This window comes from Shewanella sp. Isolate13, assembly GCF_022398325.1.
Lineage (GTDB): Bacteria > Pseudomonadota > Gammaproteobacteria > Enterobacterales > Shewanellaceae > Shewanella.
The window spans coordinates 81,612-108,085 of sequence record NZ_JAKEVD010000011.1 but is presented as its reverse complement, the minus strand read 5'-3'; the positions used below and the strand labels follow the sequence as shown (position 1 = coordinate 108,085).

The 26,474-nt window shown below is 47.2% G+C and carries 20 protein-coding genes; 11 read left to right on the top strand and 9 right to left on the bottom strand.

Going from position 1 to position 26,474, the window contains the following annotated elements; translation table 11 throughout:
• Nucleotides 1-84 precede the first annotated feature (84 nt).
• Together fdhF and L1D44_RS09745 are read right to left on the bottom strand one after the other, a co-directional pair.
• A complete protein-coding gene (gene fdhF / locus L1D44_RS09750; RefSeq protein ID WP_239890203.1) occupies nt 85-4,359 on the bottom strand; it encodes a formate dehydrogenase subunit alpha in 4,275 nt (1,424 codons plus the stop codon).
• 297 nt (nt 4,360-4,656) lie between these two features.
• The gene (locus L1D44_RS09745; protein ID WP_239890227.1) at nt 4,657-5,649 is read right to left on the bottom strand and encodes an ion channel; all 993 of its coding nucleotides are present in this window, start codon (nt 5,647-5,649) and stop codon (nt 4,657-4,659) included.
• Nucleotides 5,650-5,976: 327 nt separating this feature from the next.
• Between L1D44_RS09745 and prfB the strand changes: the two genes are divergently transcribed.
• The 3 genes from prfB (at nt 5,977) to L1D44_RS09730 (ending at nt 11,761) form a co-directional block, all read left to right on the top strand.
• Nucleotides 5,977-7,075 (top strand): peptide chain release factor 2 gene (gene prfB / locus L1D44_RS09740; protein ID WP_220770397.1). Its coding sequence is split into 2 segments (ribosomal slippage): nt 5,977-6,051 and nt 6,053-7,075, totalling 1,098 coding nucleotides; the frame shifts between segments, so codons are not numbered across the junction.
• A 12-nt stretch (nt 7,076-7,087) separates the two neighbouring features.
• Nucleotides 7,088-8,593 carry a lysine--tRNA ligase gene (gene lysS, locus L1D44_RS09735; protein ID WP_220770396.1) on the top strand — a complete coding sequence of 502 codons (1,506 nt, stop codon included), beginning with the start codon at nt 7,088-7,090 and terminating at the stop codon, nt 8,591-8,593.
• Between the two features lie 651 nt (nt 8,594-9,244).
• On the top strand, nt 9,245-11,761 hold the full coding sequence (locus tag L1D44_RS09730) for a GGDEF domain-containing phosphodiesterase (protein ID WP_239890201.1): 2,517 nt from the start codon (nt 9,245-9,247) through the stop codon (nt 11,759-11,761).
• A gap of 32 nt (nt 11,762-11,793) precedes the next feature.
• Here the strand turns inward: L1D44_RS09730 and L1D44_RS09725 are convergent, their stop codons facing one another.
• Nucleotides 11,794-12,390, bottom strand: a complete 597-nt coding sequence (locus L1D44_RS09725; protein ID WP_239890199.1) for a pseudouridine synthase — start codon at nt 12,388-12,390, stop codon at nt 11,794-11,796.
• Nucleotides 12,391-12,565: 175 nt separating this feature from the next.
• Between L1D44_RS09725 and nagB the strand changes: the two genes are divergently transcribed.
• From nagB to L1D44_RS09695, 6 genes are all read left to right on the top strand, one after another.
• A complete protein-coding gene (gene nagB, locus L1D44_RS09720) occupies nt 12,566-13,357 on the top strand; it encodes a glucosamine-6-phosphate deaminase (protein ID WP_239890197.1) in 792 nt (263 codons plus the stop codon).
• A gap of 244 nt (nt 13,358-13,601) precedes the next feature.
• Nucleotides 13,602-14,141, top strand: coding sequence for an SRPBCC family protein (locus L1D44_RS09715; protein WP_345773632.1), 540 nt, complete (start codon nt 13,602-13,604; stop codon nt 14,139-14,141).
• Between the two features lie 98 nt (nt 14,142-14,239).
• The gene (locus tag L1D44_RS09710; RefSeq protein ID WP_239890193.1) at nt 14,240-14,911 is read left to right on the top strand and encodes a nitroreductase family protein; all 672 of its coding nucleotides are present in this window, start codon (nt 14,240-14,242) and stop codon (nt 14,909-14,911) included.
• A 71-nt stretch (nt 14,912-14,982) separates the two neighbouring features.
• Nucleotides 14,983-15,300, top strand: coding sequence for a cupin domain-containing protein (locus tag L1D44_RS09705; RefSeq protein ID WP_239890191.1), 318 nt, complete (start codon nt 14,983-14,985; stop codon nt 15,298-15,300).
• 140 nt (nt 15,301-15,440) lie between these two features.
• Nucleotides 15,441-17,390 (top strand): U32 family peptidase, encoded by a 1,950-nt coding sequence (locus L1D44_RS09700; RefSeq protein ID WP_239890190.1) that lies wholly within the window; start codon nt 15,441-15,443, stop codon nt 17,388-17,390.
• 60 nt (nt 17,391-17,450) lie between these two features.
• Nucleotides 17,451-17,825, top strand: a complete 375-nt coding sequence (locus tag L1D44_RS09695; protein ID WP_239890189.1) for a PH domain-containing protein — start codon at nt 17,451-17,453, stop codon at nt 17,823-17,825.
• Between the two features lie 196 nt (nt 17,826-18,021).
• Here L1D44_RS09695 and L1D44_RS09690 read toward each other — a convergent pair whose 3' ends face one another.
• Nucleotides 18,022-19,218, bottom strand: coding sequence for a membrane dipeptidase (locus tag L1D44_RS09690; RefSeq protein ID WP_239890188.1), 1,197 nt, complete (start codon nt 19,216-19,218; stop codon nt 18,022-18,024).
• Nucleotides 19,219-19,338: 120 nt separating this feature from the next.
• Here L1D44_RS09690 and L1D44_RS09685 point away from each other — a divergent pair, with 120 nt between their 5' ends.
• Entirely contained in the window at nt 19,339-19,761 is a 423-nt protein-coding gene (locus tag L1D44_RS09685; RefSeq protein ID WP_239890186.1) for an HNH endonuclease signature motif containing protein, read from the top strand.
• Nucleotides 19,762-19,822: 61 nt separating this feature from the next.
• Here L1D44_RS09685 and L1D44_RS09680 read toward each other — a convergent pair whose 3' ends face one another.
• From L1D44_RS09680 to yjjX, 5 genes are all read right to left on the bottom strand, one after another.
• On the bottom strand, nt 19,823-20,269 hold the full coding sequence (locus tag L1D44_RS09680) for a SufE family protein (RefSeq protein WP_239890184.1): 447 nt from the start codon (nt 20,267-20,269) through the stop codon (nt 19,823-19,825).
• Between the two features lie 241 nt (nt 20,270-20,510).
• Entirely contained in the window at nt 20,511-21,722 is a 1,212-nt protein-coding gene (locus L1D44_RS09675; protein WP_239890182.1) for a cysteine desulfurase, read from the bottom strand.
• 106 nt (nt 21,723-21,828) lie between these two features.
• Nucleotides 21,829-22,872 carry an NADP(H)-dependent aldo-keto reductase gene (locus L1D44_RS09670; protein WP_239890180.1) on the bottom strand — a complete coding sequence of 348 codons (1,044 nt, stop codon included), beginning with the start codon at nt 22,870-22,872 and terminating at the stop codon, nt 21,829-21,831.
• 100 nt (nt 22,873-22,972) lie between these two features.
• Nucleotides 22,973-23,914, bottom strand: coding sequence for a bifunctional helix-turn-helix transcriptional regulator/GNAT family N-acetyltransferase (locus L1D44_RS09665; RefSeq protein ID WP_239890178.1), 942 nt, complete (start codon nt 23,912-23,914; stop codon nt 22,973-22,975).
• A 92-nt stretch (nt 23,915-24,006) separates the two neighbouring features.
• Complete coding sequence (gene yjjX / locus L1D44_RS09660; protein WP_239890176.1) at nt 24,007-24,546, bottom strand: inosine/xanthosine triphosphatase; 540 nt, start codon at nt 24,544-24,546, stop codon at nt 24,007-24,009.
• A 553-nt stretch (nt 24,547-25,099) separates the two neighbouring features.
• Here yjjX and L1D44_RS09655 point away from each other — a divergent pair.
• A complete protein-coding gene (locus L1D44_RS09655) occupies nt 25,100-26,467 on the top strand; it encodes an aromatic amino acid transport family protein (protein WP_239890174.1) in 1,368 nt (455 codons plus the stop codon).
• The last annotated feature ends 7 nt before the right edge of the window (nt 26,468-26,474 follow it).

Sequence of the window (26,474 nt, the reverse complement as noted above, 5' to 3'; positions counted from 1 at the left end):
TTGTAGGATAATAAAAAGGCCGTAAGCGTTATTGCTTATGGCCTTGTTGTTCTAGCTTCTTACAGCAGGAGTCTGCCGATGATTTTAGGCTAATACCGCCGCAGCGACCTTTTCTGCTTTAACTGCACACACCTTGAACTCTGGGATTTTCGCCACAGGGTCGAGCGCGTTGTTGGTGAGCTTGTTGGCCGCCGACTCCGCAAAGTGGAACGGCAGGAACAGAACCCCAGCTTGTGCACGCTTGGTGACAAAGGCTTGGATCTCAATCTCGCCGCGGCGGGTGCTGAGCTTTAACATGTCGCCGTTATTCACCCCAAGCTTCTCGGCATCGAAGACCGAGATCATCACCTTGGCGCTACCAAGCTGGTTAAGGCCTTCGGTTTTACGGGTCATGGTGCCGGTATGGAACTGCTCTAATAAGCGCCCAGTCGATAAGATCAGCGGATATTCTTCACATGGCATCTCTGCTGGTAGACGGTAGTGCACCGCACGCATCTTACCTTTACCGTGAGTAAACTGAGATGTGTGCAGAATTGGCGTACCTGGATGGCCTTCAGCAGGGCATGGCCATTGTAGGCCTAGGCGACCATTCTCGGTTAGGCTATCGATCACCTGCCAAGTAATACCACGATACTGTGGTGTGACTTGGGTGATCTCATGCCAGATCTGTTTCTCGCTCTGATAATTCCAATTTTCACCCATTTCACTAGCGATAAGCTGGGTGATCTCCCAATCATTCTTAGCCAGACCTGGCGGTGTCACCGCTGGCAATAACTGCTGTACGCGGCGCTCTGTATTGGTGAAGTGACCTAACTTCTCGGCAAAGGCTGCGGCAGGCAGGACTACATCGGCAAGCTCGGCAGTTTCGGTTAAGAAGATATCCTGCACCACCACAAACTCTGCGGCAGCTAAGCCTTGTAGCACATGCTTCTGATCGGGATCGCTCAGCACTGGGTTTTCACCCATGACATACAAGCCTTTCAGTTCGCCATGGCTCAAGGCGTGCATCATCTCGGTGGCCGATAGACCGATATCGGCACAAAGATCATCCTTACCCCAGGCTTCACGGAAGCGCATCTGTACTAAGGGGTCGCTCAACTTCTGGTAGCCACTGAAGTAGTTCGGTAGTGCGCCCATATCACAAGCGCCCTGTACGTTACTCTGGCCACGCAGTGGGTTAATCCCCGCGCCTTTAACACCGATATTGCCACACAGTAACTGCAGGTTGGATATTGCGGTAACGTTATCATGCCCTGAAGTATGCTGAGTCACACCCATGGCGTAGTAGATGGCGGTTTTCTCTGCGGTGCCGATAAGGCGCGCCATCTCGATAATATCGTTAGCACTCACGCCAGTGATTAGCGCGGCATTTTCAGGGCTGTAATCGCTGCTCATCACCTCATCATAGAGTTGACTGAAGCCTTCGACTCTAGACTGAATGTAATCTAGGTCATGCCAATCATTGATGATGATCTGCTGCATAATCGCGTTAAGTAGCATGACATCGGAGCCGGGTCTGTGCGCCACATAAAGCTGAGCCTTGTCGGCAATGGAGACACGCTTAGGATCGGCAACAATCAAGCGTGCGCCATGCTCTTTCACCGCTTGTTTGATCTTAGAAGCGATAATTGGATGGGCACTTTCAGTGTCAGAGCCAAGAATAAAGATAAGGTCACTATCTTTGATACTCGGAATATCGTTAGTCATCGCGCCGCTGCCTAAGCTTTCGCGAAGCGCAGTTACGGTCGATGCGTGACAAAGACGGGCACAGTGGTCGATGTTGTTATTACCCAGTACGCTGCGGAAGAACTTTTGGAAAACGTAGTTATCTTCGTTAGTGGCTTTTGCCGAAGAGAGACCGGCAATCGCCTTATTGCCATGGCTCTGCTTGATCTGGGCAAAACGCTTAGCCACCACAGAGATAGCTTCATCCCAACTGGCAGGGACGAGCTCACCATTTTTACGGATAAGTGGCGTAGTGAGGCGCTTATCGCTGCCAACAAAGTCGAAGCCAAAACGGCCTTTAACACATAACATGCCTTCGTTAACCGGTGATGAGTTGTCACCACTGATGTGCAATATCTGGTTTTTTTGCTCATCGACATGCATATTGACGCGGCAACCGATACCGCAATAAGTACAGATGGTCGACACGGTTTTAAGCGGTGCCTTCTGTGCGGCCGTTAAGCCTTGAGTCTTATCACGAGCGTCAACCAGTGCACCTGTTGGGCAGACCTGTACGCAGTTACCACATTGCACACAGTCACTGTCATTCATGTTGGCGCTAAAGCCGACTCGTGGTGCGTTACGTTTATCGTTTGCACATACATCGGGAATGGCTTGGTAGTGATCTTTAGCAAAAGAGATAGCGTTATGGCCGCTGGCGCCGTTACAGATCTCTACACAGGCACCGCAGCTAATGCAGCGGTTAGCATCGAAGGTAATAAACGGAGCACTGTTATCGACGCTAAAGTGCTGCGCTTGACTGATATCGAGCTCACTGGCCTTAACCTTATATTCGGTCGCATAGTCACGTAGCTTACAATCTGTATTGGCCTGACAGGCACACTCGAGGCAGCGCGCCGCTTCCTTCATCGCTTCATCGGCGGCAAAGCCTAGCTCGACTTCGCTAAAATTTAATGCCCGCTGTAGCTCATTTAGCTCAGGCATTTTACTGCGAGCCTGCACGGTTGTTGCAGGGTATAGCACATCGGCTTTAAATGACTTCAGGCTGCTAGTTTTAGTGGCCTTGGTCGAGTTAAATGGCTGTTTGACTAGCTCACAGGTGAGACCTTGAGACAATAGCTTCTCGATGGCATCGGCAGCCTTACGGCCATCGGCCACGGCGGCGACCGCGGTGGCAGGGCCTGTACGTGAGTCACCGATAACAAATAGCTTATCGAGTCCCGCCGATTGACCCGCCGACATGGTGTGTTCACAACCTTCAAAGGTATTCCAGCGAGTAAGGGCTACTTCACCTGTGGCAAGCTGGCTCTGTGGGTGGTCTAGAAACTCCATATCAGGGGTTTGTGATACGGCAGGAATAACGGTATCGAACGCTTCAACAAAGGTTTCACCAGTCGGTGTTGGGCTACGGCGCCCTGAGCTGTCCGGCTCACCAAGCGCCATGACTTCAAAAGTGACACTGGCAACGCGGCCATTTTCATCGCTATGGTTTTCAATGGGGTTGGTGAGGAAGTGGAACTTAATGCCCTCCTGCTCGGCCTCATGAATCTCATAGTCTTCGGCTGGCATCTCATCGCGAGTACGACGGTAGACTAATGTTACATCGGCGCCTTCACGCTTTGCGGTGCGAGCACAGTCGATAGCGGTGTTGCCGCCACCGATTACCGCCACTTTCTTACCGGTCACGTATTGCTTATCTGTGCAGTAATCTTTTAGGTAGTCGACGCCTAGGTAGCAGCCATCAAGCTCGATGCCTGGGTAGTTCATCGGTACCGCTTTTTGGGCGCCAATGGCTAAACAGACCGCATCAAAATCTTGGATCAAGCCATTGAGGTGAATATCGCGGCCAAGACGAGTGTCGGTCTCAATGTTGAGACCGTTTTTGCACAGAAGTTCGATCTCTTTGTCGAGAATCGCCTTAGGTAAACGATACTCGGGAATACCGTATCTTAACCAGCCGCCAGCCTTAGGCATAGATTCGAAAATGGTGACATCATGGCCGTTGTTCGACAGATAGTAACCCGCCGAAATACCCGCAGGACCACTGCCGATGATAGCAACCTTCTTGTTAGTTGCTGGCGCCTTTGGTGGTACATAAGGGTTAGCATCATCGAGATCTAAGTCGGCTGCGTGGCGCTTTAGCTGGCGAATGGCCACAGGCTCATCGACTAGGCCACGTCGGCATTCAGATTCACAGAAAGCGGGACAGACACGGCCAATAGACAGTGGCAAGGGTAAGGTCTGCTTGATGACTTTAACCGCTTCGCTGTGGTCGCCTTGGGCGATATGGTAAAGGTATGATTGCACATCGACACCGGCTGGGCAGGCGGTTTGACATGGGGCTTCACAGTCGGCGAAATGATCGGACAAAATGACTTGTAGCGCCGCTTTACGCTGTTTGCTAAGGGCGGCCGACTGGGTGATGACTTGAATATTCTGTTCAGTAATGTCGGCAACTCGCGTCTCACAGGCGCGTACATTGGTGATGCTGTTATCGCTGGCAACAAGCTCTACATGGCAAAGATTACAGTGCTGTTTGCTGTCATGAACTAAAGAGCTGGCTTTGCTCTTACATAGATTAGGAATAGCAATGTCGGCATGAAGCGCAACGTCTAGTAGGGTGTCTTGCTGATTGGCGATTAATGACTTGCCATCAATTATTATTTGTTTCATCGCATGGGCCTTTATTTATAGGGTCGCTGCTGGCGCTTGGCGTTGGGGTCGATGACCTTGACGCATGAGCCGCACTCACGGAGACAGACTGGGCGAAATCTTATTTATCTGAGTATACCTGCGGCCTTTTTTTACGCTGATAATGCAGCTTAAGTTTTAACTGAAATTGCAGGTGCGCTCACATGTGATACCGGAAGTGTGCGCGATAATTGTTGTGGCTGGTCTAATCTGTGATCCAGGTCCTTGTGTGGGCGCTCTGAGCTGCTAGGAGTGTATTTTAAATTGATTATCAGAGGCTTAGCGAGTCATCTTCTTGACAAATACCACCACGAATAGCGCGATAGTAAAGCTGCCAGTAAAGGCCTCGAAAGCGGCGATGGCTCGTGAGAAACCGACCGGTGTGAAGTCGCCATAACCTAGGGTGGTAAAGGTGACGACCGAGTAATAAATACAGTTAAGAAACAACATGATATTAGTGGCGAAATCTTGGCTTAGACTAAACCCCTGTAACTGGCCGCCATACTGTAGTCCGGCAAAGAAGTAGAGCACGGCGCAGACGAGGATCAGGATCAGTGAAAAGCCAACCACTCTTAGTGGCGCCTCACCATAGCCACAAAAGAGATCGATGGCTTTAGAAATGATGCGTTTAAGGCAGTATCTTGGCATCTGATAACGGCGCATGGTGAGCTCTTTACGAATATATTGGCCAGACATGGCAAACAGGCCTTCTCTATCGGCTGCCTTACGCAGATCGCGGTAGATCTCTTCGGCCTGCTCTAGGTAGTCCATGGCTCTGTCGTTATCGCCAATTTTACGCGCCTCGTAAGCTAAGCGTTCCTGACACAGGGTGTTGCCAACATGCATGTTTTCAATTTTGGCGCCGAGCCATTTAACACCAAGCAGGTTGCAGCCCTGAAGGTTGCCACAGTGTACGGTGGCATCCCGTAGATCGGCTTTCATTAAGCTGGCATTCTCGAGTTTGATATTAAATAGGTGTGCACCACTTAAATCGGCACGGTAGAGTTCGGCGTTGCTCATGTCAAAGCCTGCCTTTTGCTGGTGGCGAACCAGGTCGATATTGGCGAGTTTTGCATGGTTGAGGCTAATGCCCCTGAGTTGACCGCCCTTGCGAGCAAAGGCTTCCAGATTCTGTATATCTTCGGGGTTGTTTTTTATGATCTTTGGGTCATGCCAGTAACATAGGCCTGAGTCTCCGGCGGGTTCGCGGCAGGTATATTGATTATTTTCATGGTAACGACAGAGGTTAGTCGTTTGGCTATCTGTTGGCATAAATAGCGTCAACCATCGACAGTGGTTGGATAATATTGAGTCTGGGTAATATTGAGTATAGACAGTCGTCATTAAAGCTGCCGATTTCGCATGGTGTGCACTCGCTCCTGCTCATACATTTGCTCGTCGTGACAGGCTTAGCCTATGAGGTAAGTTTTAGTTTTTAGGCTTTGAGCAGGCTTTGATGAATAAAATTGCTATTTTGTACGCTTTTGCCGCTAGGTTTCAAACAAAGCATGGGTTAAAATAGCGGGTTTTCCATCAGTAGTAACCTAGTCGTTAACGCTTTTGGCCGTTAATGCTTAGCAATTAGAAGTTGATTAAATCATGTTTGAAGTAAATCCAGTTAAATTCAAAATCAAGGAGCTCGCCGACCGTACCGAACTTCTTCGGGGGTATCTTTGACTACGATGCCAAGAGTGAGCGTCTAGAAGAAGTCAGCCGAGAGCTTGAAAGCTCTGAAATTTGGAACGATCCAGAAAACGCCCAAGCCTTAGGCAAGGAGCGTGCAGCACTTGAAGCGGTAGTGAAAACTATCGACGATATGGACAGTGGCCTAGAAGATATCGAAGGATTACTAGAGCTAGCCGTTGAAGAGGACGATGAAGAGACCTTTAACGACGCCACTGAGGAATTACAGGGCTTAGAGAAGCGCCTTGAGGAACTCGAGTTCCGTCGTATGTTCTCTAAACCACATGATGCTTCAGATTGTTATTTAGATATTCAGTCGGGCTCTGGTGGAACAGAAGCGCAAGATTGGGCCAATATGGTTTTGCGTATGTTCTTACGTTGGGGCGAAGCCCACGACTATAAGCCTGAGCTGATTGAAGTCACTGCTGGTGATGTTGCGGGTATTAAAGGCGCAACAGTGAAATTTACCGGTGAATATGCCTTTGGTTCACTGCGTACTGAAACTGGTGTACACCGTTTAGTGCGTAAGTCACCATTCGATTCATCGGGCAAGCGACATACCTCTTTCTGTTCGGTATTCGTTTACCCAGAAATTGATGATTCGATTGAGATTGATATCAATCCAGCGGATCTAAGAATTGACACCTACCGCGCATCGGGTGCGGGTGGTCAGCACGTTAACAAAACCGAGTCGGCAATTCGTATTACGCATTTACCGACCAACACTGTCGTGCAATGTCAGAATGACCGTTCACAGCATAAAAACCGTGACTCGGCCATGAAACAGTTAAAAGCAAAGCTGTATGAGCTAGAAATGCTTAAGCAGAATGCCGACAAGCAAGCCGCGGAAGATGCTAAGTCAGATATTGGCTGGGGCAGTCAGATCCGTTCATACGTGCTCGATGATGCGCGTATTAAAGATCTACGTACCGGCGTTGAAAACCGAAATACCCAGAGCGTTTTAGATGGCGATCTGGACAAGTTTATTGAAGCTAGCCTGAAATCTGGCCTTTAACGAGAGAAGAAGATGACTGAACAAACACTAGACGAGAACAAGTTAATTGCAGAGCGTCGTGCTAAATTAGAGCACATCCGTACGAACTGCCCAGCAAACGGTCACCCGAACAACTTCGATCGAAAACATAAAGCGGCAGATATCCAAGCTGAATTTGGTCAATACACCAAAGAAGATCTTGAAGGCATGGGCATTCAGCGCTCAATCGCTGGTCGTGTAATGGCTAAGCGTGGTCCATTCTTGGTGATCCAAGATGTGAGCGGTCGTATCCAAGCATATGCGGGTAAAGACGTTCAAAAAGATCTTAAAGAGAAGTTCCAGGGTCTAGATATCGGTGACATCATAGGTGTGACCGGTCAGCTACACCTTTCTGGTAAAGGCGACCTATACGTGAACATGGAAGAGTACCAGTTGCTAACTAAGGCGCTGCGTCCACTTCCTGAGAAGTTCCACGGTCTAACTGACCAAGAGACTCGCTACCGTCAACGTTATGTTGACTTAATCGTTAACGAAGAGTCACGTGCTGCATTCGTTATGCGCTCTAAAGTGGTTACCGCTATCCGTAACTTCATGGTGAAGAAAGAGTTCATGGAAGTTGAAACGCCAATGATGCACAGCATCCCTGGCGGTGCGTCAGCGCGTCCATTTATCACTCACCACAATGCACTAGATATCGAAATGTATCTGCGTATTGCTCCTGAGCTTTACCTTAAGCGTCTAGTGGTTGGTGGTTTTGAGCGTGTATTCGAAATCAACCGTAACTTCCGTAACGAAGGTCTATCACCACGTCATAACCCAGAATTCACTATGATGGAATTCTATATGGCGTATGCAGATTATGAAGATCTGATGGATCTGACTGAAGAGATGCTAAGCTCTATCGCTACTGAGCTTTGTGGCTCTCCACTGCTTCCATACGGTGAGCATACTGTAGACTTTGGTGGCCCATATGCACGTCTAAGCATGTTGGATGCGATCAAGAAGTACAACCCAGACAACGCAACAATCCAGTCTATGACTTATGAAGAAGTTAAAGACGTTGAGTTTATGCGTGACTTGGCTAAGAGCCTAGGCATGACTATCGAGAAGTTCTGGACTTGTGGTCAGCTACTTGAAGAGATCTTCGGTGAGACTGCAGAGCCTAAGCTAATGCAACCGACTTTCATTACTGGCTACCCAGCGGATATCTCTCCACTAGCACGCCGTAATGATGAAAATCATTTCATCACCGACCGTTTCGAGTTCTTCATCGGCGGCCGCGAAGTGGCTAACGGTTTCTCTGAGCTGAACGATGCTGAAGATCAAGATAGCCGTTTCAAGGCTCAGGTTGATGCAAAAGATGCTGGTGATGACGAAGCGATGTTCTACGACGCAGACTACATTACTGCACTAGAGCACGGCTTACCGCCAACAGCGGGTCAAGGTATCGGTATCGACCGTCTAGTGATGCTATTCACTAACACGCACACCATTCGTGACGTGATCCTATTCCCAGCGATGCGCCCACAGGCGAACTAATCTTGGGAAAATAGGTGTATACCTGTAAGACTTAAAAAACCAGCCATTAGGCTGGTTTTTTTATGCCAAAAATTCGAATTATGCATTTCTGTGATGGAGATGCATTTATTCAAATATTAGAACGATTAATCTCACGACTTAATTGATATTTATCAAACAAATATAATGAGATTCCCTGTATTTTGTCGGGCTGCAAAATGTCTAAACAGAGCTTACGTTAGATATTGTTAACTTTGGGGCCACAAGCCTGATCGTGGCTTAATGTAGATTTAGCCCCAGAGCGAGACAGCACGTTTTAATATACAGGTTAACGCTAACGCATACCTCTAATACTAAGAGTGTTCAGCCCTTAATCGAATGAGATAGCTGAGCGCTAATGTCTATGATTTCGTTAGTGTAAGTGTTAAGTTAGCCGCTAATAACGCATCTGGTAAAGCAACTCTTTAGCGTGATTATTGCTATTTTTCGTGTCAATTTCCTGCGATTTTATCTAGGGCTAATCTTTATCTTTTCGGTCTTAAATACTAAGGTTAAGCCTGTTTTTGATACTTATATTTGCAAAGTGTTTTTTTAATACTCTATTGTATTAGACACTTGGATAATTGACAGAGTACTTTTGAACCATCGTGGAAAGATTAATAGGACATAGAGTTGATTAATATCACAATAACGCAAGCGCAACGGGATGAATGGCAGCAATCTATCGATATGCTGGCACGAATAGCCCAGTGCGGGGCCGCGTTATTACAGGTAGATCAAACCGATAAGTTTATTCCTATCGGCTATGCCAATATTAGTCTGGAGAGCCTGGATAGGCTGCAACTGACCCGAGAGCAGGTCTATCGCTATTTGCCTAGACAGCAGCCTGATGAAGGCGAAACGCTAGTTGAACACGATACCAGTATTCAATGTTTACTCCCCATCAACTGGCCAGCAGGCGCTCTGTTTGGCTATATCTGTATCTGTCCTGCAACAGATATTCCTACTCCTACTGTACGCGCTCAACAAGCTGAAACCCGACGGTTATTGAAAGTTTGCGCCGATAGCATAGAACTGGATTTAGTTCAGATATATCGCCAATTTAAGCGCGAGCAAAACAGTATGCGTGATGTGAGTCATCAGGCTAGCCAGATAAGTTTGCAGGCCTTTATCGACTGCATGAAAGAGCATGTCTGGATTAAAGATGAATCAGGCCGCTACATGATGGTAAACCACAGCGTAGAGCTTGCTTGGAACCGTCCACGAGAGCTGATTCTCAACCTCACCGATGATGAGCTATTTGAGCCACGCTTGGCTAAGCACTTTATTGCTAGCGACATCGAGTCTATTCGTCAGGGAGTACAAGTCAGTGCCGGCGAATGTGAAGGCCTAGATATTGGTGATGTAGACTCTTGGTTGGAGACCACTAAGGTGCCAGCCATCAATGATGATGGGGAGCTCACTGGTGTGATTGGGATCTCGCGTAATATCTCATCACATAAGGCGGCGAAAGATCAGCTCGAACTGGCATCGAGAGTCTTCGAAAATTCGGTAGAGGGAGTGATCATTACCGATGTCGATGGAACGATTGTCGATGCTCATGGTGCCTTTAGCAAGATTACGGGTTACACGAAAGAGGAACTGTTAGGGAAAAACCCGCGAGTCCTTAACTCTGGACGTCATGAGAAAGCCTTTTTTACCAAGATGTGGGGTGACCTGCTCAGCAAAGGTAAGTGGCACGGTGAGATCTGGAATCGCCGTAAGAGTGGCGCTATCTTTCCACAGCTGCTTAATATCAGTGCCGTCTATGATGATGAGCATCTGATCCAATATTTTGTCGCAGTATTTAACGATATCTCGGCGCAAAAGCAGAGTGAAGCTGAACTCGCTAAGGTCGCATTTCACGACCCGCTGACTAAGCTGCCTAATCGTATGGCGCTCAATACTGGCTTAGAGCAAGAGTTAAAGCAGGCAAGTCACTGCAATACCCGTCTGGGCTTGGTCTATATCGATGTCGATCTCTTTAAGCATATAAATGAAAGCTATGGTCACCCAGTTGGTGATGAGGTTCTACTTGAGCTGAGTCGCCGTTTTGATTTGATTTTAGATGACTTAGTTACCGTCGCTCGATTAGGCAGTGATGAGTTCGCTGTGCTCCTACCCAATATTGACAGTAACGATAGCTTACTGCTGCAGATTAATAACTTACGTAAGGTGTTTGATCAGCCTTTTATCTTAGGTGAGCATGGTCAGGCACGCCTAACTTCAAGCATGGGGGTTGCGATTTACCCCGATGATGCTGAGGACTCAAGCGGATTACTGGTTAATGCCGAAATCGCGATGCATAGAGCTAAGCAAGATGGCCGCAATAACTGCGCCTTCTATACCGAGTCCCTTAATCAAGAGTCAGTTGCTAAGCTCAAATTACAGAGTGCCCTTCATGACGCCATAGAGCTTAATGCGTTGCATTTAGTGTATCAGCCAAAGCTCTGTTTTAGCACCGGAGAAGTTGTGGGGTTTGAGGCCTTGCTACGTTGGGAGGATCCCGTATTTGGCAGTGTTTCTCCAGCTATTTTCATTCCGTTGGCTGAAAAGATAGGGCTAATTCAAGATATTGGTCGCTGGGTGTTAAAGCGGGCCTGTGAGCAGGGACAGCGTTGGCGCGAGCTAGATATTAGCTTTGGCCGTATCGCGGTGAATGTTGCTGGGCAACAGATCCAGCGTAGCAGTTTTGTCGATGAGGTTTCAGAGATCCTTAAACAAACAGGCTTGCCAGCGAGCAGCTTAGAGCTTGAGGTGACAGAAAGCTGCATGATGTCAGATCCTGAGCTTGTTAGTCGAGACTTAGCCAAGCTTGGCCTGATGGGGGTGGAGTTATCTATCGATGACTTTGGCACTGGCTACTCGTCATTGAGCTATCTTAAAAAGCTGCCAATCCATAAGCTTAAAATCGATCAATCCTTCATTGCAGGCTTACCTTTCGATACTCACAATACCGCCATCGCTAAGGCGATTATTGCTATGGGTCATGCCTTGAACCTAAAAGTGGTTGCTGAAGGGGTGGAAACCCAAGAGCAAGTCGACTTCCTAAAACAGAACCAGTGTGATCATGTTCAGGGCTATTTCTACAGTAAGCCGAAACGAGTTGAAGAGCTGTCAGATTTTTTGCATAGCTCGCAGGGCGGTTAATTGATGGCTGCGAGCGACTTACCGCTTCTAGTCTAAATAGCCAAGCTAGTCACGGGGATAACCTCACCGGGTTGCATCTGTTTAAGGTGAATGGCACCAATTCTGACTCGCACTAATCTTAAGGTCGGTAAGCCAACCGCTGCAGTCATCTTTCTTACTTGGCGGTTTTTACCCTCAGTGATGGTGATGGAAAGCCAGCTGGTTGGGCCGTGACGAGCATCGCGCACCTTTTTCCCGCGCTCCGGAAGCTTAGGTTCAGCCACTAATCGCTTCACCTCGCAGGGTAGGGTCTGGTATTTACCGCCACTAATGCCGATTTCGACCCCTTGTTGTAACTGCTGCACTTGCTCGGCACTCGCTTCACCATCTACTTGAACATAGTATTCCTTTTCCACCGACTTGCTGCGGATAAGGTGGCTCTGCATGCCGTCGGTTGTCAGTAGTAACAGGCCTTCAGAGTCATGGTCGAGTCGACCTATAGCCATGGTGTTATCTGGGAAGTTGAACAGCTCACCCAGCAGCGGTTTGCGCTTACGGCTTTCTGGTACAAACTGACTTAAATATCGAAAGGGCTTATAAATCACATAGTGGAAATGTGTTTGCTCTGTCGGTAAAGCCGCTTCAGACATGGTCGCGCTCCTCAAATAATGGAGCGCAATTATAGCGTGAATCGGCGGCATTTGAGCCAGAGTTGCTCTCTGTCACTAAATATTTGTCTAAATAATAGCTAATGACAGCGTTGTCATTAGAGGTTATAGTTATGTTACATGGTTAACTGCCGCTAACTCATATTGGATCAAGTTTATGCAAATCGTAATATTAAAAGACAGTGCCTCGGTAGCTGAATACGGCGCCAACATTTTTATTAAACAGCTGCAGAAAAAAGCCGATTCGGTATTGGGGCTAGCGACTGGATCAACTCCTGTGTCACTTTATCAGGGGCTAATCGCGGCGAATAAAGCTAAGCAGATCTCTTTTGCCGGGGTTAAGACCTTTAATCTAGATGAATATTTAGGGCTAGAAGGTAGCCACCCGCAAAGCTACCGCTACTTTATGAATGAGCAGTTGTTTGATCATATTGATATCGATAAATCGAAAACTTTTGTGCCACCAGGGGATGCCGTTAACCCCATTGAAGCTTGTCATGGTTATGAGGCGCAGATCACCGCTGCCGGCGGAATTGATATTCAACTGTTAGGCATTGGTCGTAACGGTCATATCGGCTTTAACGAGCCATCATCTGGGCTGATGTCGCGCACAAGAGTCAAGACCTTAACCAAGGCGACTATCGACGATAATGCTCGCTTCTTTAAGGACGGCGAATACCAGCCACATCTTTCAATCACCATGGGCATAGGTACCATCTTAGATGCTAAAAAAGTGGTATTGCTGGCAACCGGCGAGAACAAGGCCGATGCCATTAAAGCAACCGTTGAAGGAGCGCTTACTGCCGCTTGTCCCGCATCGGCACTGCAATTGCACCAAGATGCAGTATTAGTGATCGACGAAGCTGCTGCGTCTAAGCTATCGGATCGAGATTTTTATAAGCATATCGAAGCCGAGAACCAAAAGCTGATGGCGAGATTAGGGCTTTAACTTATTTTGTTAACTTAGAGTGCGGCCGATATCACTAAACGATTAGGGATGAGCATAGCTTGTCCCTTTTTTGTTGCTACGATTTACTCGAGTTCTGCCATGGCATTTGACAAGGGAATGCATGCTGGAGCTTCGTTACTGCACTCGATTTGTCATTATCTTGATATTACGTTTATTCTTAATTTACCTTGCTGGCCACAGTCGTATTTGGGTCTAGTTCATCGACTAATAAGAGTAAATGACTATGTTTAAAAAATTCCTGCTGTTGATCCTAGTGATCATTGCACTGCCTTTTATCGTGGCTTTGTTTGTTGATAAGAGTTATTCGGTTACTACTGAAGTCATCATAGATAAGCCCGTTGCCGAGGTATTCGATTACGTGAGATACCTAAAGAATCAAGATAACTATAGTGTGTGGGCGCAGATGGATCCGGATATGCAAAAAAGCTACCGCGGTATCGATGGCATGACTGGGTTTACTGCAAGCTGGTCGAGTGGCAAAGAAGAGGTGGGAGTGGGCGAGCAAGAGATTGTACGCATCGATGAGGGGAAACGTATCGATTATGAGCTGAGATTTTATAAGCCCTTTGAGTCCACCGATTTTGCCTATATTGAAACAGAAGCTATTTCAGCCAGACAGACGCGAGTGACTTGGGGTTTTGGTGGCCACTTAGATTACCCAATGAACCTGATGATCCTGTTTATCGATTTTGAAGGCATGATAGCTAAGGATTTAAATCAAGGATTAGTTCAACTAAAGGCTGTTGTTGAGGCGCAAAAATAGGCTTTCTGTCGCGAGAAAGGCGCCGTTACTGAGTAGCATTTGTGCGAAAGAGTGATAAGTTAATCAACAATAATGACAATAAAAGGCAAAGGCTTAGCATGACTGAGATACATCATCCACTAAATGACTTTATTGAATACCCACAAGCTGAGATGCTCGAGCGCGCCAACGCTAACTATAAGCAGGTACAGCGCCGTCACTCTATTCGCAAGTTTTCAGATAGAGCCGTCCCTAAAGAGATCATCGAGAAATGTATTCTTGCGGCGGGTACAGCTCCTAACGGTGCCAACCATCAGCCTTGGCACTTTGTTGCCATTAACAACCCTGAGATTAAGGCGCAAATTCGTCATGAGGCCGAAGCACTAGAGCGAGCCTTTTATGCAGGTCGTGCCGGTGAGGAGTGGCTTGATGCCCTTAAACCCTTAGGAACCAACGCCGATAAACCTTACCTCGAACATGCGCCTTGGCTGATAGCGATTTTTAGTCAAAAGCGTAGTGAAGAAGAGGGGGAGCAAAAGACGAATTACTATGTGCACGAGTCGGTAGGCATAGCTACCGGATTTTTAATTCAAGCGCTACATAATGCAGGGCTGGGCACCTTGACTCACACCCCTAATCCTATGTCATTTCTAAGTAAGGTCTGCGGTCGTGACAACAGTAATGAGCGCCCCTATATGTTAATTATTGCGGGTTATCCGAGTGAGGATGCGACGGTGCCCGAGCATGCATTACAGAAGAAGCCGTTAGAAGAGATCTGCACATTTTTATAACTACCCAAACGAATCAATAGCGGAATCGATGCTAAACACAGATAAATAAGCACAGCTAACCGAGTACAGCGATGGAAAAGCACAATATCTTTGAGGCACTGCCACAAGACTTAACTCAGGAAGTGTTTGAGCCCCTAGTGACGGGCTCAAATTTGTTGATAGAGCGAATTATCTCTAAAGCCCATGTGACGCCAGCAGGGCAGTGGTATAACCAACAACGCAGTGAGTGGGTGATGCTCTTACAGGGCGCGGCCAAACTAGAGTTTGAAGATGGTAAGGAGGTTGATCTTAAGTTGGGCGATCACCTGAATATTCCCGCCCATGTTAGACATAGAGTCGCGTGGACCAGTGAAGAGGAAGAAACCATCTGGCTGGCGGTGCACTATTGATTACGCTTGTCTAATCGCTTCTGTCATCTAAATAGCGCTAGCTGAAAATTGATTTTATATTAGCTAACGCCAAAGCTTGTCCATTTTGCTATAATCTTCGCCCAAAATATTTGTGTTAACCCTTTTTGAGTGATTTTTTTATGAGCAATGTTGGCATCTATACTCCTAGCGATAAGCTCGACGAGACGCCTAAAGACGAGTCGCATTCTCCTGTGGAGATACAAAATAACCGTTTAGAGCTACTGGCTCCGGCAAAGAATGCCGACTTCGGTATTGAAGCGATCCGCCATGGTGCCGATGCCGTCTATATCGGTGGTCCCGCCTTCGGTGCGCGCGCCACTGCTGGTAATAGCGTCGAAGATATCGCACGCTTATGTACCTTTGCTCATCAATATCACGCCCAAGTGTTTGTCGCCATCAATACCATCTTGATGGACGATGAGCTAGAAGCGGCGCAAAAACTCATCTGGGAGGTGTATGAGGCAGGCGCCGATGCGCTTATCGTGCAAGACATGGGTATTTTACAACTTGATTTACCGCCGATAGCCTTGCACGCCAGTACGCAGATGGATAATCGTAGCCCAGAGAAAGTCGCCTTCTTAGAGCAGGTAGGGTTCTCGCAGGTGGTATTGGCCCGTGAACTGGGTCTAAGCCAAATTCGTGAGGTGGCGGCTAACACCAATATGCAGATTGAGTTCTTTATTCATGGCGCATTGTGTGTGGCATTTAGCGGTCTGTGTAACTTGAGTCACTCATTCAGCAACCGTAGTGCTAACCGTGGTGAATGCTCGCAGATGTGCCGCTTACCGGCAGACTTAAAGACTCGCCAAGGTGACGTGCTGGCGCAAAACGAACATCTACTATCCCTTAAAGATAATAATCAAACCGACAACTTAGAAGCCTTGATCGACGCGGGGGTGCGCTCGTTTAAGATTGAGGGACGTCTCAAAGATTTAAGCTATGTTAAAAACGTCACCGCCCATTACCGTCAAGAGCTAGACAAGATCATCGCGCGTCGCAGTGAATTTGTCGCTTCATCCCATGGTCGCTGTGAGCACACCTTTACCCCCGATCCAGAAAAGACCTTTAACCGAGGCAAGACAGATTACTTCGTCCATGAACGTAGCCAGGGCATGAATGATTTCCGCTCACCGAAATATATCGGTGAAGAGGTGGCTAAGGTGAAGCGCATCGGCAGTGACTTTATCGAAGTCGAATCTGAGCATGGCTTTAACAATGGCGATGGACTGTGTTTCTTCCCAAGCGATTATGCCGAGGCCAAACAGTCAGACGACAAGCTAAAGGGTCTGCGGGTTAACCGCGCCGAGGGGCTGAAGCTATTTGTGATGCGTATGCCAAAAGAGCTTAAAGTGGGTATGACCATTTACCGTAACCACAACCAAGCTTTTGAAGCTGTGCTAGCCAAAGAGTCGGCTAAGCGCATTATCGGCGTTGACTTAGTATTAGCCGATACTGAGGACGGCGTGTCGCTTACTATGACAGATGTTTATGGTCACAGCGCAACTCAGACCTTGGTGGTTGAAAAAACCGCCGCTACCGATATTGAAAAAACTCAGCAAGGGCTACGTAAGCAGCTTGCCAAACTCGGAAGTACCGACTTTAAGGCTCACAATATCAGCATTGAAACCGCTCAGACTTGGTTTATTCCAACCTCTTTGCTAAACGGTCTTCGCCGTGACACTGTGGCGGCATTAGAGCTAGCCAGAGTCAACGATTATCAGCGCCCTAAGGCCTGGAAATATAACCAAGATGCCGTCTATCCGGTTAAGCACTTGAGCTACCTTGGTAACGTGGCCAACGAGCAGGCTAAAGCCTTTTATCAGCGTCATGGCGTGATTGAAATCCAAGATACCTACGAGAAGAACGGCATCAGTGAAGATGTGCCATTAATGGTCACTAAGCACTGTTTGCGCTTTAACTTTAATCTTTGTCCAAAAGAGGTACCGGGCATTAAAGCCGAACCTATGGTGCTGGAAATAGGTAAAGATGTGCTTAAGCTAGTATTTGACTGCCCGAAATGTGAAATGATGGTGGTCGGTGAAAACAGGCAGGTTCGCTCTACGGACTAAACCGCTGAGCGCTCACTAACTTAAGCTCACCTGCTTAACAACTATTAAGGAGAATAGACGATGGGACTATTAGATTCGCTGATGGGCAACGCATCTGAGGTTAATCTTGACGAGTTAACCCAAGAGTTGAGCCCAATTATGGCCGACGATGAGAGGTTAACCTTAGCCTATAAGGTGATCCGCGATATGTTCGTGTTTACCAACAAGCGTCTTATCCTGATTGATAAGCAGGGCGTGACGGGTAAGAAGGTGAGTTATCACTCGGTGCCGTATAAGTCTATTACCCACTTTGAAGTGGAAACCGCAGGTACTTTCGATATGGATTCTGAGCTTAAAATTTGGATCTCAGGCCAGAAAGATCCGTTGGTAAAAGAGCTTAAACGCGGCACCGATGTTGTCGGGATCCAAAAGACCATCGCGAATCTTTCTTTATAGCTTTTTCTTTATAAGCTATATCGCTGCAATTGGCGCAATCAGTAATGGTTGCGCCTTTTTGTTATGTGGGATTATGACAGATCGCTGAAGGCTCTTTATATCAAGACTTCGTTGAGGACTCTATATTAAAAACCTCGCTGAAGGCTCTTTATATAAACACCGCTGAGGGCTCTTTATATAAACACCGCTGAATGCTCTATATTAAAACTTGGTTGAGGACTCGATCCCAGTTTTTGCCCATGATCTTGTCGCGATCTAAGCTGGTAAAGCCGGCTTTACCCAACGCCATGTCGATACGATTCATGCGTTCGATATGGTTAAGCTCGGGGATCACGGCGTGCTGGGGCTCGATGTCGTAACCTAGCACCTTCTTTGCTCGTAGGCTGTACCACCAATCTAAATACTGCTTCACGCCTTCGGCATTATTATTGTTGAGTTCGAGTAGCGTTTTTTGCCCGCGTAGTGGGTAGTCGTTGGCGATAGCAACGGCATCGATACCACCGACATTGGCGACGTGTTTAAGCTGAGCAATATAGTGTTCAATGGTGGGAACCTTTTCGTTGGTTAACCAAAAACTCATCATAAATACCCCAAATAAGCCACCAGTATCGGCAATGGCCTTAATGACGGTATCGGGAGAGCAGCGAGCATGATTTACGATAGCACGGGCTGCGCCATGACTCTGCACGATAGGCGACTTGCTCACGCGTGCGGTATCTAATGCGCTTTGGGCGCTGGAGTGGCTAACATCGACTAGAATATTTTTGTGGTTGAGCTTGTCGATAAGTGCAGTGCCCGCAGGTGTTAAGGGCAGATTGAGGCCCCCTTGAGCATCGTTATCTAATGCGCCACCGCTAAACGGGTTGCCATAGTGGTGGGTCAACTGCAACACGCGTAAGCCTTTATCGTAAAACTCATCAACGTGGCTTAAGTCGGTGTCGATGCTCTGTTCTACACAATCGGCGCCCTGTATTTGAAAGAAGACGGCAGTGCGCTCTGTGTGCTTGGCTAGGTTAACATCTTTGCCAGTTAAGCCGAGAAGCAACTTGTCCGGGTTCGCTTCCACTCGCTGCTTAGCCTCGGTAATGCTCTCGATACAGGCCTTATAGCTACGCTTATAGTTGATGGTTCCATCGGCTTGTTTGATCGCTTCGATATCGGAGATATCGCAAATATAGGCATCGATATTAGATGCTGTGGCATCGTTGAGATCATCAGGAAGGAAACATAGGCCATCGACATAGAGGCGCTGCTTAGAAGCCCAGGCTGCAGAGGGATTAGTGGCAAATGTCGAATGAGTAGTGGCAAACGCGGGTAAAGCGCCTAACTGGCTCAGAACTCCTGCGGCACCTATGCCTTTCAGCAGTTGGCGGCGGTTAGCACTATAGTGCATGCTGCTTCCTTGTATTGATTATTATTTTTTCACAATGTTACCTTAGTCGTTATGGGTTTTCGAATATTGCTGATATTGGCGTTCGAACAAACTCAATAGACGGGACAAAAGGAGTTGTTTATGTGGTCGGTGACTTTTAAAAATGACAGAAGACGTACTGCATCTTATAAAACTGAAAGAGGTGCGTTAAAAGCGATATGGAAATGGCTAAAGGTGAATGAGGGTCATGCTGTTTTTCTCGCTCCCGAAGCTGAGCCCAAGGTTTTTACTGATTGTGAGGAATTACCTTTTAGTGAACCTATTGAACAGGACTTTTACAGTTCTGGAAAGTGGCTTAACCTACGCCATCAAGCACTAGTTAAGTATGGCAGTCGCTGTGCATGTTGTGGTATCACGCCAACTCAGGGCGCAATCATGCACGTAGATCACATTAAACCGCGTTCACTGTATCCTGAAATCGCCTTAGACATTGAGAACCTGCAAATCCTTTGCGAAGCATGCAATAAAGGGAAGTCGAACTTTTCTGAAAAAAAGTGGCGTTAAATTCCCTTTATATTTTGAGCTAAGCCAGAGCTCTAAGCCAGATCATTTAGAAGGTGGATTGTTATTCGGCGGCGAGCTTTATGGCTTTAGCCAGTGCTAGCAAGCCATTGGTGCGAGAAGGACTGAGCTGGCCCTGCAGCCCGAGCTGAGTGAAATAGCTGTCAGGGCTAAATGCGCGGATTTCCTTGCTGGTTTTACCGTTACAGGCGATCAATAGCAGGGCGATTAAACCTTTTACGATGCGGGCATCGCTGTCGGCAAGAAAGTAGTGTTTACCGTCAATTTCACTGTGGTATAGCCAAGCATTGCTTTCACAGCCGCGAACTTGGGCGCTTTCAACCCGCAGATTGTCCTCGAGTTTAGCGAGGCTTTTACCCAACAACATGATCTGACGATAGCGCTCCTGCCAGTTACCCGCTTGCTCAAACAGTGCCACTGTTGTTGCTGTGTCATTGTCGAGGGCTAATGCTAAAAACTGCTCTGCAGAGGGTTGAACTGACTGACTCATACGTGACCTAAATGTGAATTGAATAATAATTAAATAAAAACAGGCTTGGCTTTTATAGGACCTAGGATCTAGAACGCTTCGCTGCGAGGACGCCCTACGCCCTACTAGGAACAACAAAAGCCGCAAGCACCATCTTTACTGTTTGTTAGCTTTTGCTTTTCCGGCTTTTCCGTCTTAGCCTTTCCTAGAACCTAGAACCTAGAACCTAGAACCTGCTTTTCCTAGGACCTAGTCCCTTCTTTTACAGCAACAACTCTTTCACCGACGCCATCGCTGCAATAAAGCGATCGATATCGGCCTTACTAGTATAAACCCCAATCGAGGCACGGCAGCAGCCTTTTAAACTAAGGCTTTGCATCAAGGGCATAGCGCAGTGGTGGCCGCAGCGTACGGCAATGCCTTGCTGGTCGAGTAAAATGCCCACATCTTGATGATGTTCATCGGCCAAGTTAAAGGCGACCGCGCCGACATTATCCTTATGAGCGCCATAGAGTACTACATCGCCTAGGTTCTCTAGTGCATCTTGCAAGTAATTGAGTAGCTCTCGCTCTTTTGCATGGATCTGAGCAGTGGGTAAAGCTTGAATAAAGTCGATAGCGGCGCCTAAGCCGATAACCTCGGCAATTGGCGGCGTTCCTGCCTCGAGTCTGTTGGGAAGTTGATTAAACTCGGTCGACTCAAAGCTGACGGTTTTAATCATCTCACCGCCGGTCATCAGCGGGCTTAAGCTGTCTAACAAATCGAAGCGGCCATATAACACGCCAACCCCCGTCGGCCCATACATCTTGTGACCCGAGAAGACATAGAAGTCACAATCGATACTCTGTACATCGACGCTCATATGGGCAATGGCCTGAGCACCGTCCACTAAGGTAATGGCGCCAGCCTGTTTGGCTTTGCTAACGAGCTCCTTAACCGGGTTCAGCGTACCTAAGGCGTTCGATACATGACACAGGGCAACGATGGCTGGCTTTTGCTGCAGCAGCGCCTCAAATGCGTCAATATCTAAGCGGCAATCTTGAGTCAGTGGAATAGGTTTGATGATAGCCCCTGTGCGCTTGGCGAGTTCCTGCCAAGGCACAATATTCGCGTGGTGGGCGGCGCTGTCGATTAAAATAAGGCTACCTTGCTTTATTTGTGCCGTTAAGCCGTTGGCGACGGTATTTATCGACTCAGTGGTGCCATGGGTGAAGATGATCTCTTCGCGCTGGCTGGCATTAATGAACTGACGCAGCTTGTCTCGCACCGCTTCGTACTGGCTGGTGGCGCGTGCCGATAGCTGGTGAGCTGCACGATGCACATTGGCATTATCATGGTGATAATAGTGATTCATGGCGTCGATCACTTGCTGGGGCTTCTGACTCGTTGCCGCCGTGTCTAGATAACACAGTGGATAACCATCGTTAGATTGAGCAAGGGTAGGGAATTGTGACCGCAGCGTTGAGAGATCCATTAATTGATCCAAGGTTATCGATAAAAATAAAAGGCGCTCAGATCTTCTAAGATCTGAGCGCCTAAAGCAAGTTAGACGATTAGAAATATCGCTTTAAGGGCTGCTTTTAAGGGCAAGGGAAGCGATATAACAGAGCTAATTCATCTAAGCGTAGTTGCAACTCGGGAGAAATGGCGCAGTGAATGCTGTCTATATTCTCTTTAAGCTGCTCAAGATTGGTGGCACCTATGATGTTTGATGCGACAAACTTCCTTGAGTTTACAAAGGCTAAGGCCATCTGCGCCGGGCTCATATTGAATTCGCGCGCCAGCTCTACATAGGCACTGGTCGCTTCGAGTGCCATCCGAGTGCCTGTATAGCGTGCGAAGCGCTTAAACAGGGTCATTCTCGCGCCTTCAGGCCATTGGTCATTGAGGTATTTCCCAGACAGGGCGCCAAAGGCCAGTGGAGAGTATGCTAATAGCGGCACCTCTTCGCGATGACTGATCTCAGCCATCCCCACTTCATAGCTGCGATTGAGCAGATTATAGGGGTTCTGCACCGAGACGATTTTAGGTAAATCATGTTTCTCGGCTAAGCGTAGATACTCCATAAAGCCCCAAGGCGTTTCGTTAGATATGCCGATATAGCGGATTTTCCCCGCTTTGACGAGATCGGCTAGCGCCTCTAGGGTGTCGATGATTGGGGTGAGCTTTTCATGTTCATCTTGCTGATTGTAGCTTAGCTCACCAAAGAAGTTAGTGTGTCTATCGGGCCAGTGAACCTGATACAGATCGATAGTCTCTAGCTGTAGACGCTCGAGGGAGGCATCGACCGCGGCGTGGATATTACGCCAATCTAAAGCCATGTTAGGGCGAATATAGTCGCTCTTACCGCCGGGGGCGGCGACTTTAGAGGCAATAATTAGATTGTCGCGATTACCTCTTTGCTTGAGATAGTTGCCAAGAATGCGTTCAGTTTCGCCTTGAGTCTCTGCTTCTGGAGGAACGGGGTACATCTCGGCGGTATCGATGAAGTTAATTCCTGCAGCAATCGCATAATCGAGCTGCTCGAAGGCTTGCGCTTGTGTGTTTTGTGCGCCCCAGGTCATTGTGCCTAAACAGATTTGGCTAACATTTAAACTCGAATGTGAAAGACGTCTATATTCCATAAAAACTCACTTAATACCTGAATTAATTTGAGGCTAGCAAGCTTTCGCTATAAAAACCATCAGCTTATCATTGGTTTGATGCTTGCCTCATGTAAATAGATTAGTCGTTAGATAGCGGCCGTAACATGGCAATCTCGCAAGCATCGTGACCGGTATTGCCCAGCGGACTATCGAGATGTGTAAACCCTAAAGATTCATAGAGTTTGATGGCTTCGACTAGGTTGGCGGTGGTTTCCAAATAGCAGGAGTTAAAGCCCTGTTCGGCCGCAAAACGAAGGCCTTGCAAGGCTAAACGCTTAGCAAAGCCTTTGCCGCGCACTTCGGGGAGGAAATACATCTTCTGTAATTCGCAGACTCCTTTCTCACCAGCAAGGGGCGCGATGCCAGCACCGCCTAAGATCTTATTATCCAATTCGATTACCCAATACCTGGCATTATCTGCCTGATACGCTTCATTGAGGCTGTCGAGACTCTTATCAGCCACACCGTAGCCTTTATCTGCGGTGAGGCCATATTCATCTGATACCTGACGGATCACTTGGGCGATTTGAAGATTATCTTTCGCCTCAATCTCTCTAACTTTGTAGTCTTGCTGAGATTTAGACTGCTTGAGCGCCTTGTTGTAGTGGCCTAAAGCGATTTCGAGTGACAGGATCTGCTCTTGAGTGAGTTGCGCCATAATCTCGGTGAAGAGTTGGTTTTGCTGCTCATCCAGTTTATTCAGTAGCTTTTTCCCCTTAGGTGAAAGCTGTACGACTAAGCTGCGGTTGTCTCTTGGATTAGATTGAGATGTCGCAAAGCCCTTATCTACTAACTGGCTCACGGCGCGGCTGGCATTGGATTTATCGATATTAAGAGTATCGGCCAACTGTTTGATGGAGTGTTGGCTTTCGCCGAGTTCGATCAGACTATGGGCCTGAATTGGCGATAACGGCAGGTTGCCGCAGGCGGCATCTAATAATCCCAGTTGGCGGATTAGCTGCCTAGAGAGGCGACGTAACTGTGAAGAGACACCAGAACTGTTGGGCAGAGCTTGATTCATCGAATAGTGTTTGTCAGTTGCGATTAACAACTAACTTACGAGGGCTAATTATCAAAATCAAGCGTCTTAAGTGAAAAATAATAAAGTGCATGCTAATTAATATACAGCTCTGGGTGTAGAATAGGCGCCATTGCCAGGATGATAGCTTGAGTGTAGACGCTTTGACGGCTGGCATGGCCGTTGGTTAGTAGCGCGATAGCGCCGCCTTTCTGTTTAATATTGACCGTATTGAACATCTTGTCCATCACAGAACCAAGTTCCTCTCCCTGAGTTAGCGCTTGGTAGACAGGTATCGGTAGCGGTAATAAGGCACTGCGCCCAATGCTGAGTTGCTCCTTATGGGCAATCGCAATATAGGCAAAGGTCGCTGGTCCATGTTCAAACTTATCAACTCCTCCCTCCATCGCTAAATAAAAGTCTGCCTGATGGTGAGCTTGGCAGTGTTTGACGCGATTGATCGCCCCTAAGCGGGTTTCGGCTTCAGTCATAGGTTGATCGCTTACTAATGAAGCAGCGCTTACTCCTTGGCATTCGATATCGCTATCGGGAAAAAGAGTCGTTAAGGCTGCTTGTGCTGCACCGACTTTAACTGGGTTTGTTGAGCCGACAATAACAGTCATTGTTTTTTTCATTGGGTATTTCTTCAATTTTGTAGGGAAATGATCTTGCTGAGTTTATTGTTTTTTTTACTTGGTTTCACCTTGAAAAATGTTCGCAAACGTTACTTGTTTAGCAGTTGAATAACCCAGGTTAACTTATACGCGATAAAAATTTACAAAATTTAGCATTAGATTAGCTAATGACAGAGGGAATTTCGTCTTGAAAAACCGTGATCGGCTTCAAGAACTACTGACCGATTGTCAGGTGGTGTCGTATAAATGGTTTTTTTGTGACTTATGTCCGTCAGCGTATTTTCCGAATTCGACCGCGTACATGAGTAATTCATGATTTACGTAACGCTTATGTTAATGCTCGGTTCGATTGGGTTGCGATAGTGAATACAAAATGAAAACTTATTACATGATTTAGGAGATCTAGCTCTCAATTTGATTAGGATTTGAAAATCAATTACAGAATGTGAACTCAGATCAATATTTGGGCCATGCATTAGGATATTCTTAACCGCGAAATTACTCCTGAGATCAAAATTTACTGGTGTTTCTCAGCACCTTCAAGGTAACAAGAATGCAAAAAGACGCGATCTGTACACAAGAATTGGTACAAAATGATACGGCAACGACTAAGTCATTGCCTTGGACACGTCAAGATACGACTTGGATGTTGAGTTTGTTTGGTACAGCGGTTGGTGCCGGAATTCTATTCCTACCAATTAACGCTGGTATGGGTGGTTTTTGGCCACTAATGGTGATGGTTGCTATCATCGGCCCAATGACTTATCTAGCCCACCGTGGATTATCACGTTTTGTTTGTTCATCAAGCAAGCCTGGTAGCGATATTACACACGTTGTTGAAGAGCACTTTGGTGTTGGCGCGGGTAAGGCAATTACTCTGCTTTATTTCTTTGCTATCTACCCAATCGTTTTGATTTACGGTGTAGGTATTACTAACACAGTTGAAAGCTTTATCGTTAACCAGCTAAACATTTTTGTGGAAGTTCCACGTTTAGCGGCTGATGGTGCACCTATGCTAACTGAAGCTGGCGTGCAGATCATGGATAAAGTGTCCGGTGTGCCACGTTGGTTGCTATCTGGTGGCCTTATCATCGCTATGATGTCTGTAATGGTTGCGGGCGAGAAAATGATGCTTAAAGTGACTCAACTATTGGTATACCCATTAGTTGCTATCTTAGCATTCATGTCTTTCTACTTGATCCCTGACTGGAAGATGGACGCGCTACAAGTTGTACCACAAGCAGGTGAGTTCCTAGGTACCGTTTGGTTGACTATTCCAGTATTGATTTTTGCATTCAACCACTCGCCAGCGATCTCCCAGTTCTCTGTATCGCTAAAGCGTGAGCACGGTGTTAATGCGGCACGTAAAGCTGACGTTATCTTACGTAACACCACATTGATGTTGGTTGGTTTCGTAATGCTATTCGTAGTTTCATGTGTATTATCGCTATCACCTGCACAGCTTGCAGAAGCTAAAGCGATGAACTTGCCAATTCTTTCTTACTTGGCAAACGTGCATGAAAGTGGATTTGTAAGCTACTTCGGTCCATTCATTGCTTTCGTTGCGATTATCTCTTCTTTCTTCGGCCACTACATGGGTGCGACTGAAGGTATGAAAGGCCTAATCACTAAGCAATTACGCTCAAGTGGCAAAGAAGTTTCTGATGCTAAGTTAAACAAATTTATCTTAGGTTTCATGTTCCTAACTATCTGGGGCGTGGCAGTTATCAACCCAAGCATTTTGGGTATGATTGAAGCGCTAGGTGGCCCAATTATCGCGGCTATCCTTTACCTAATGCCAATGTACGCGATTCACAAAGTGCCAGCTTTGGCTCCATACCGTGGTCGTTTCAGCAACATCTTCGTTGTGGTTGCAGGTCTACTTGCAATGACTGCGATTCTATTTGGATTAGTGTCTTAAATAGATA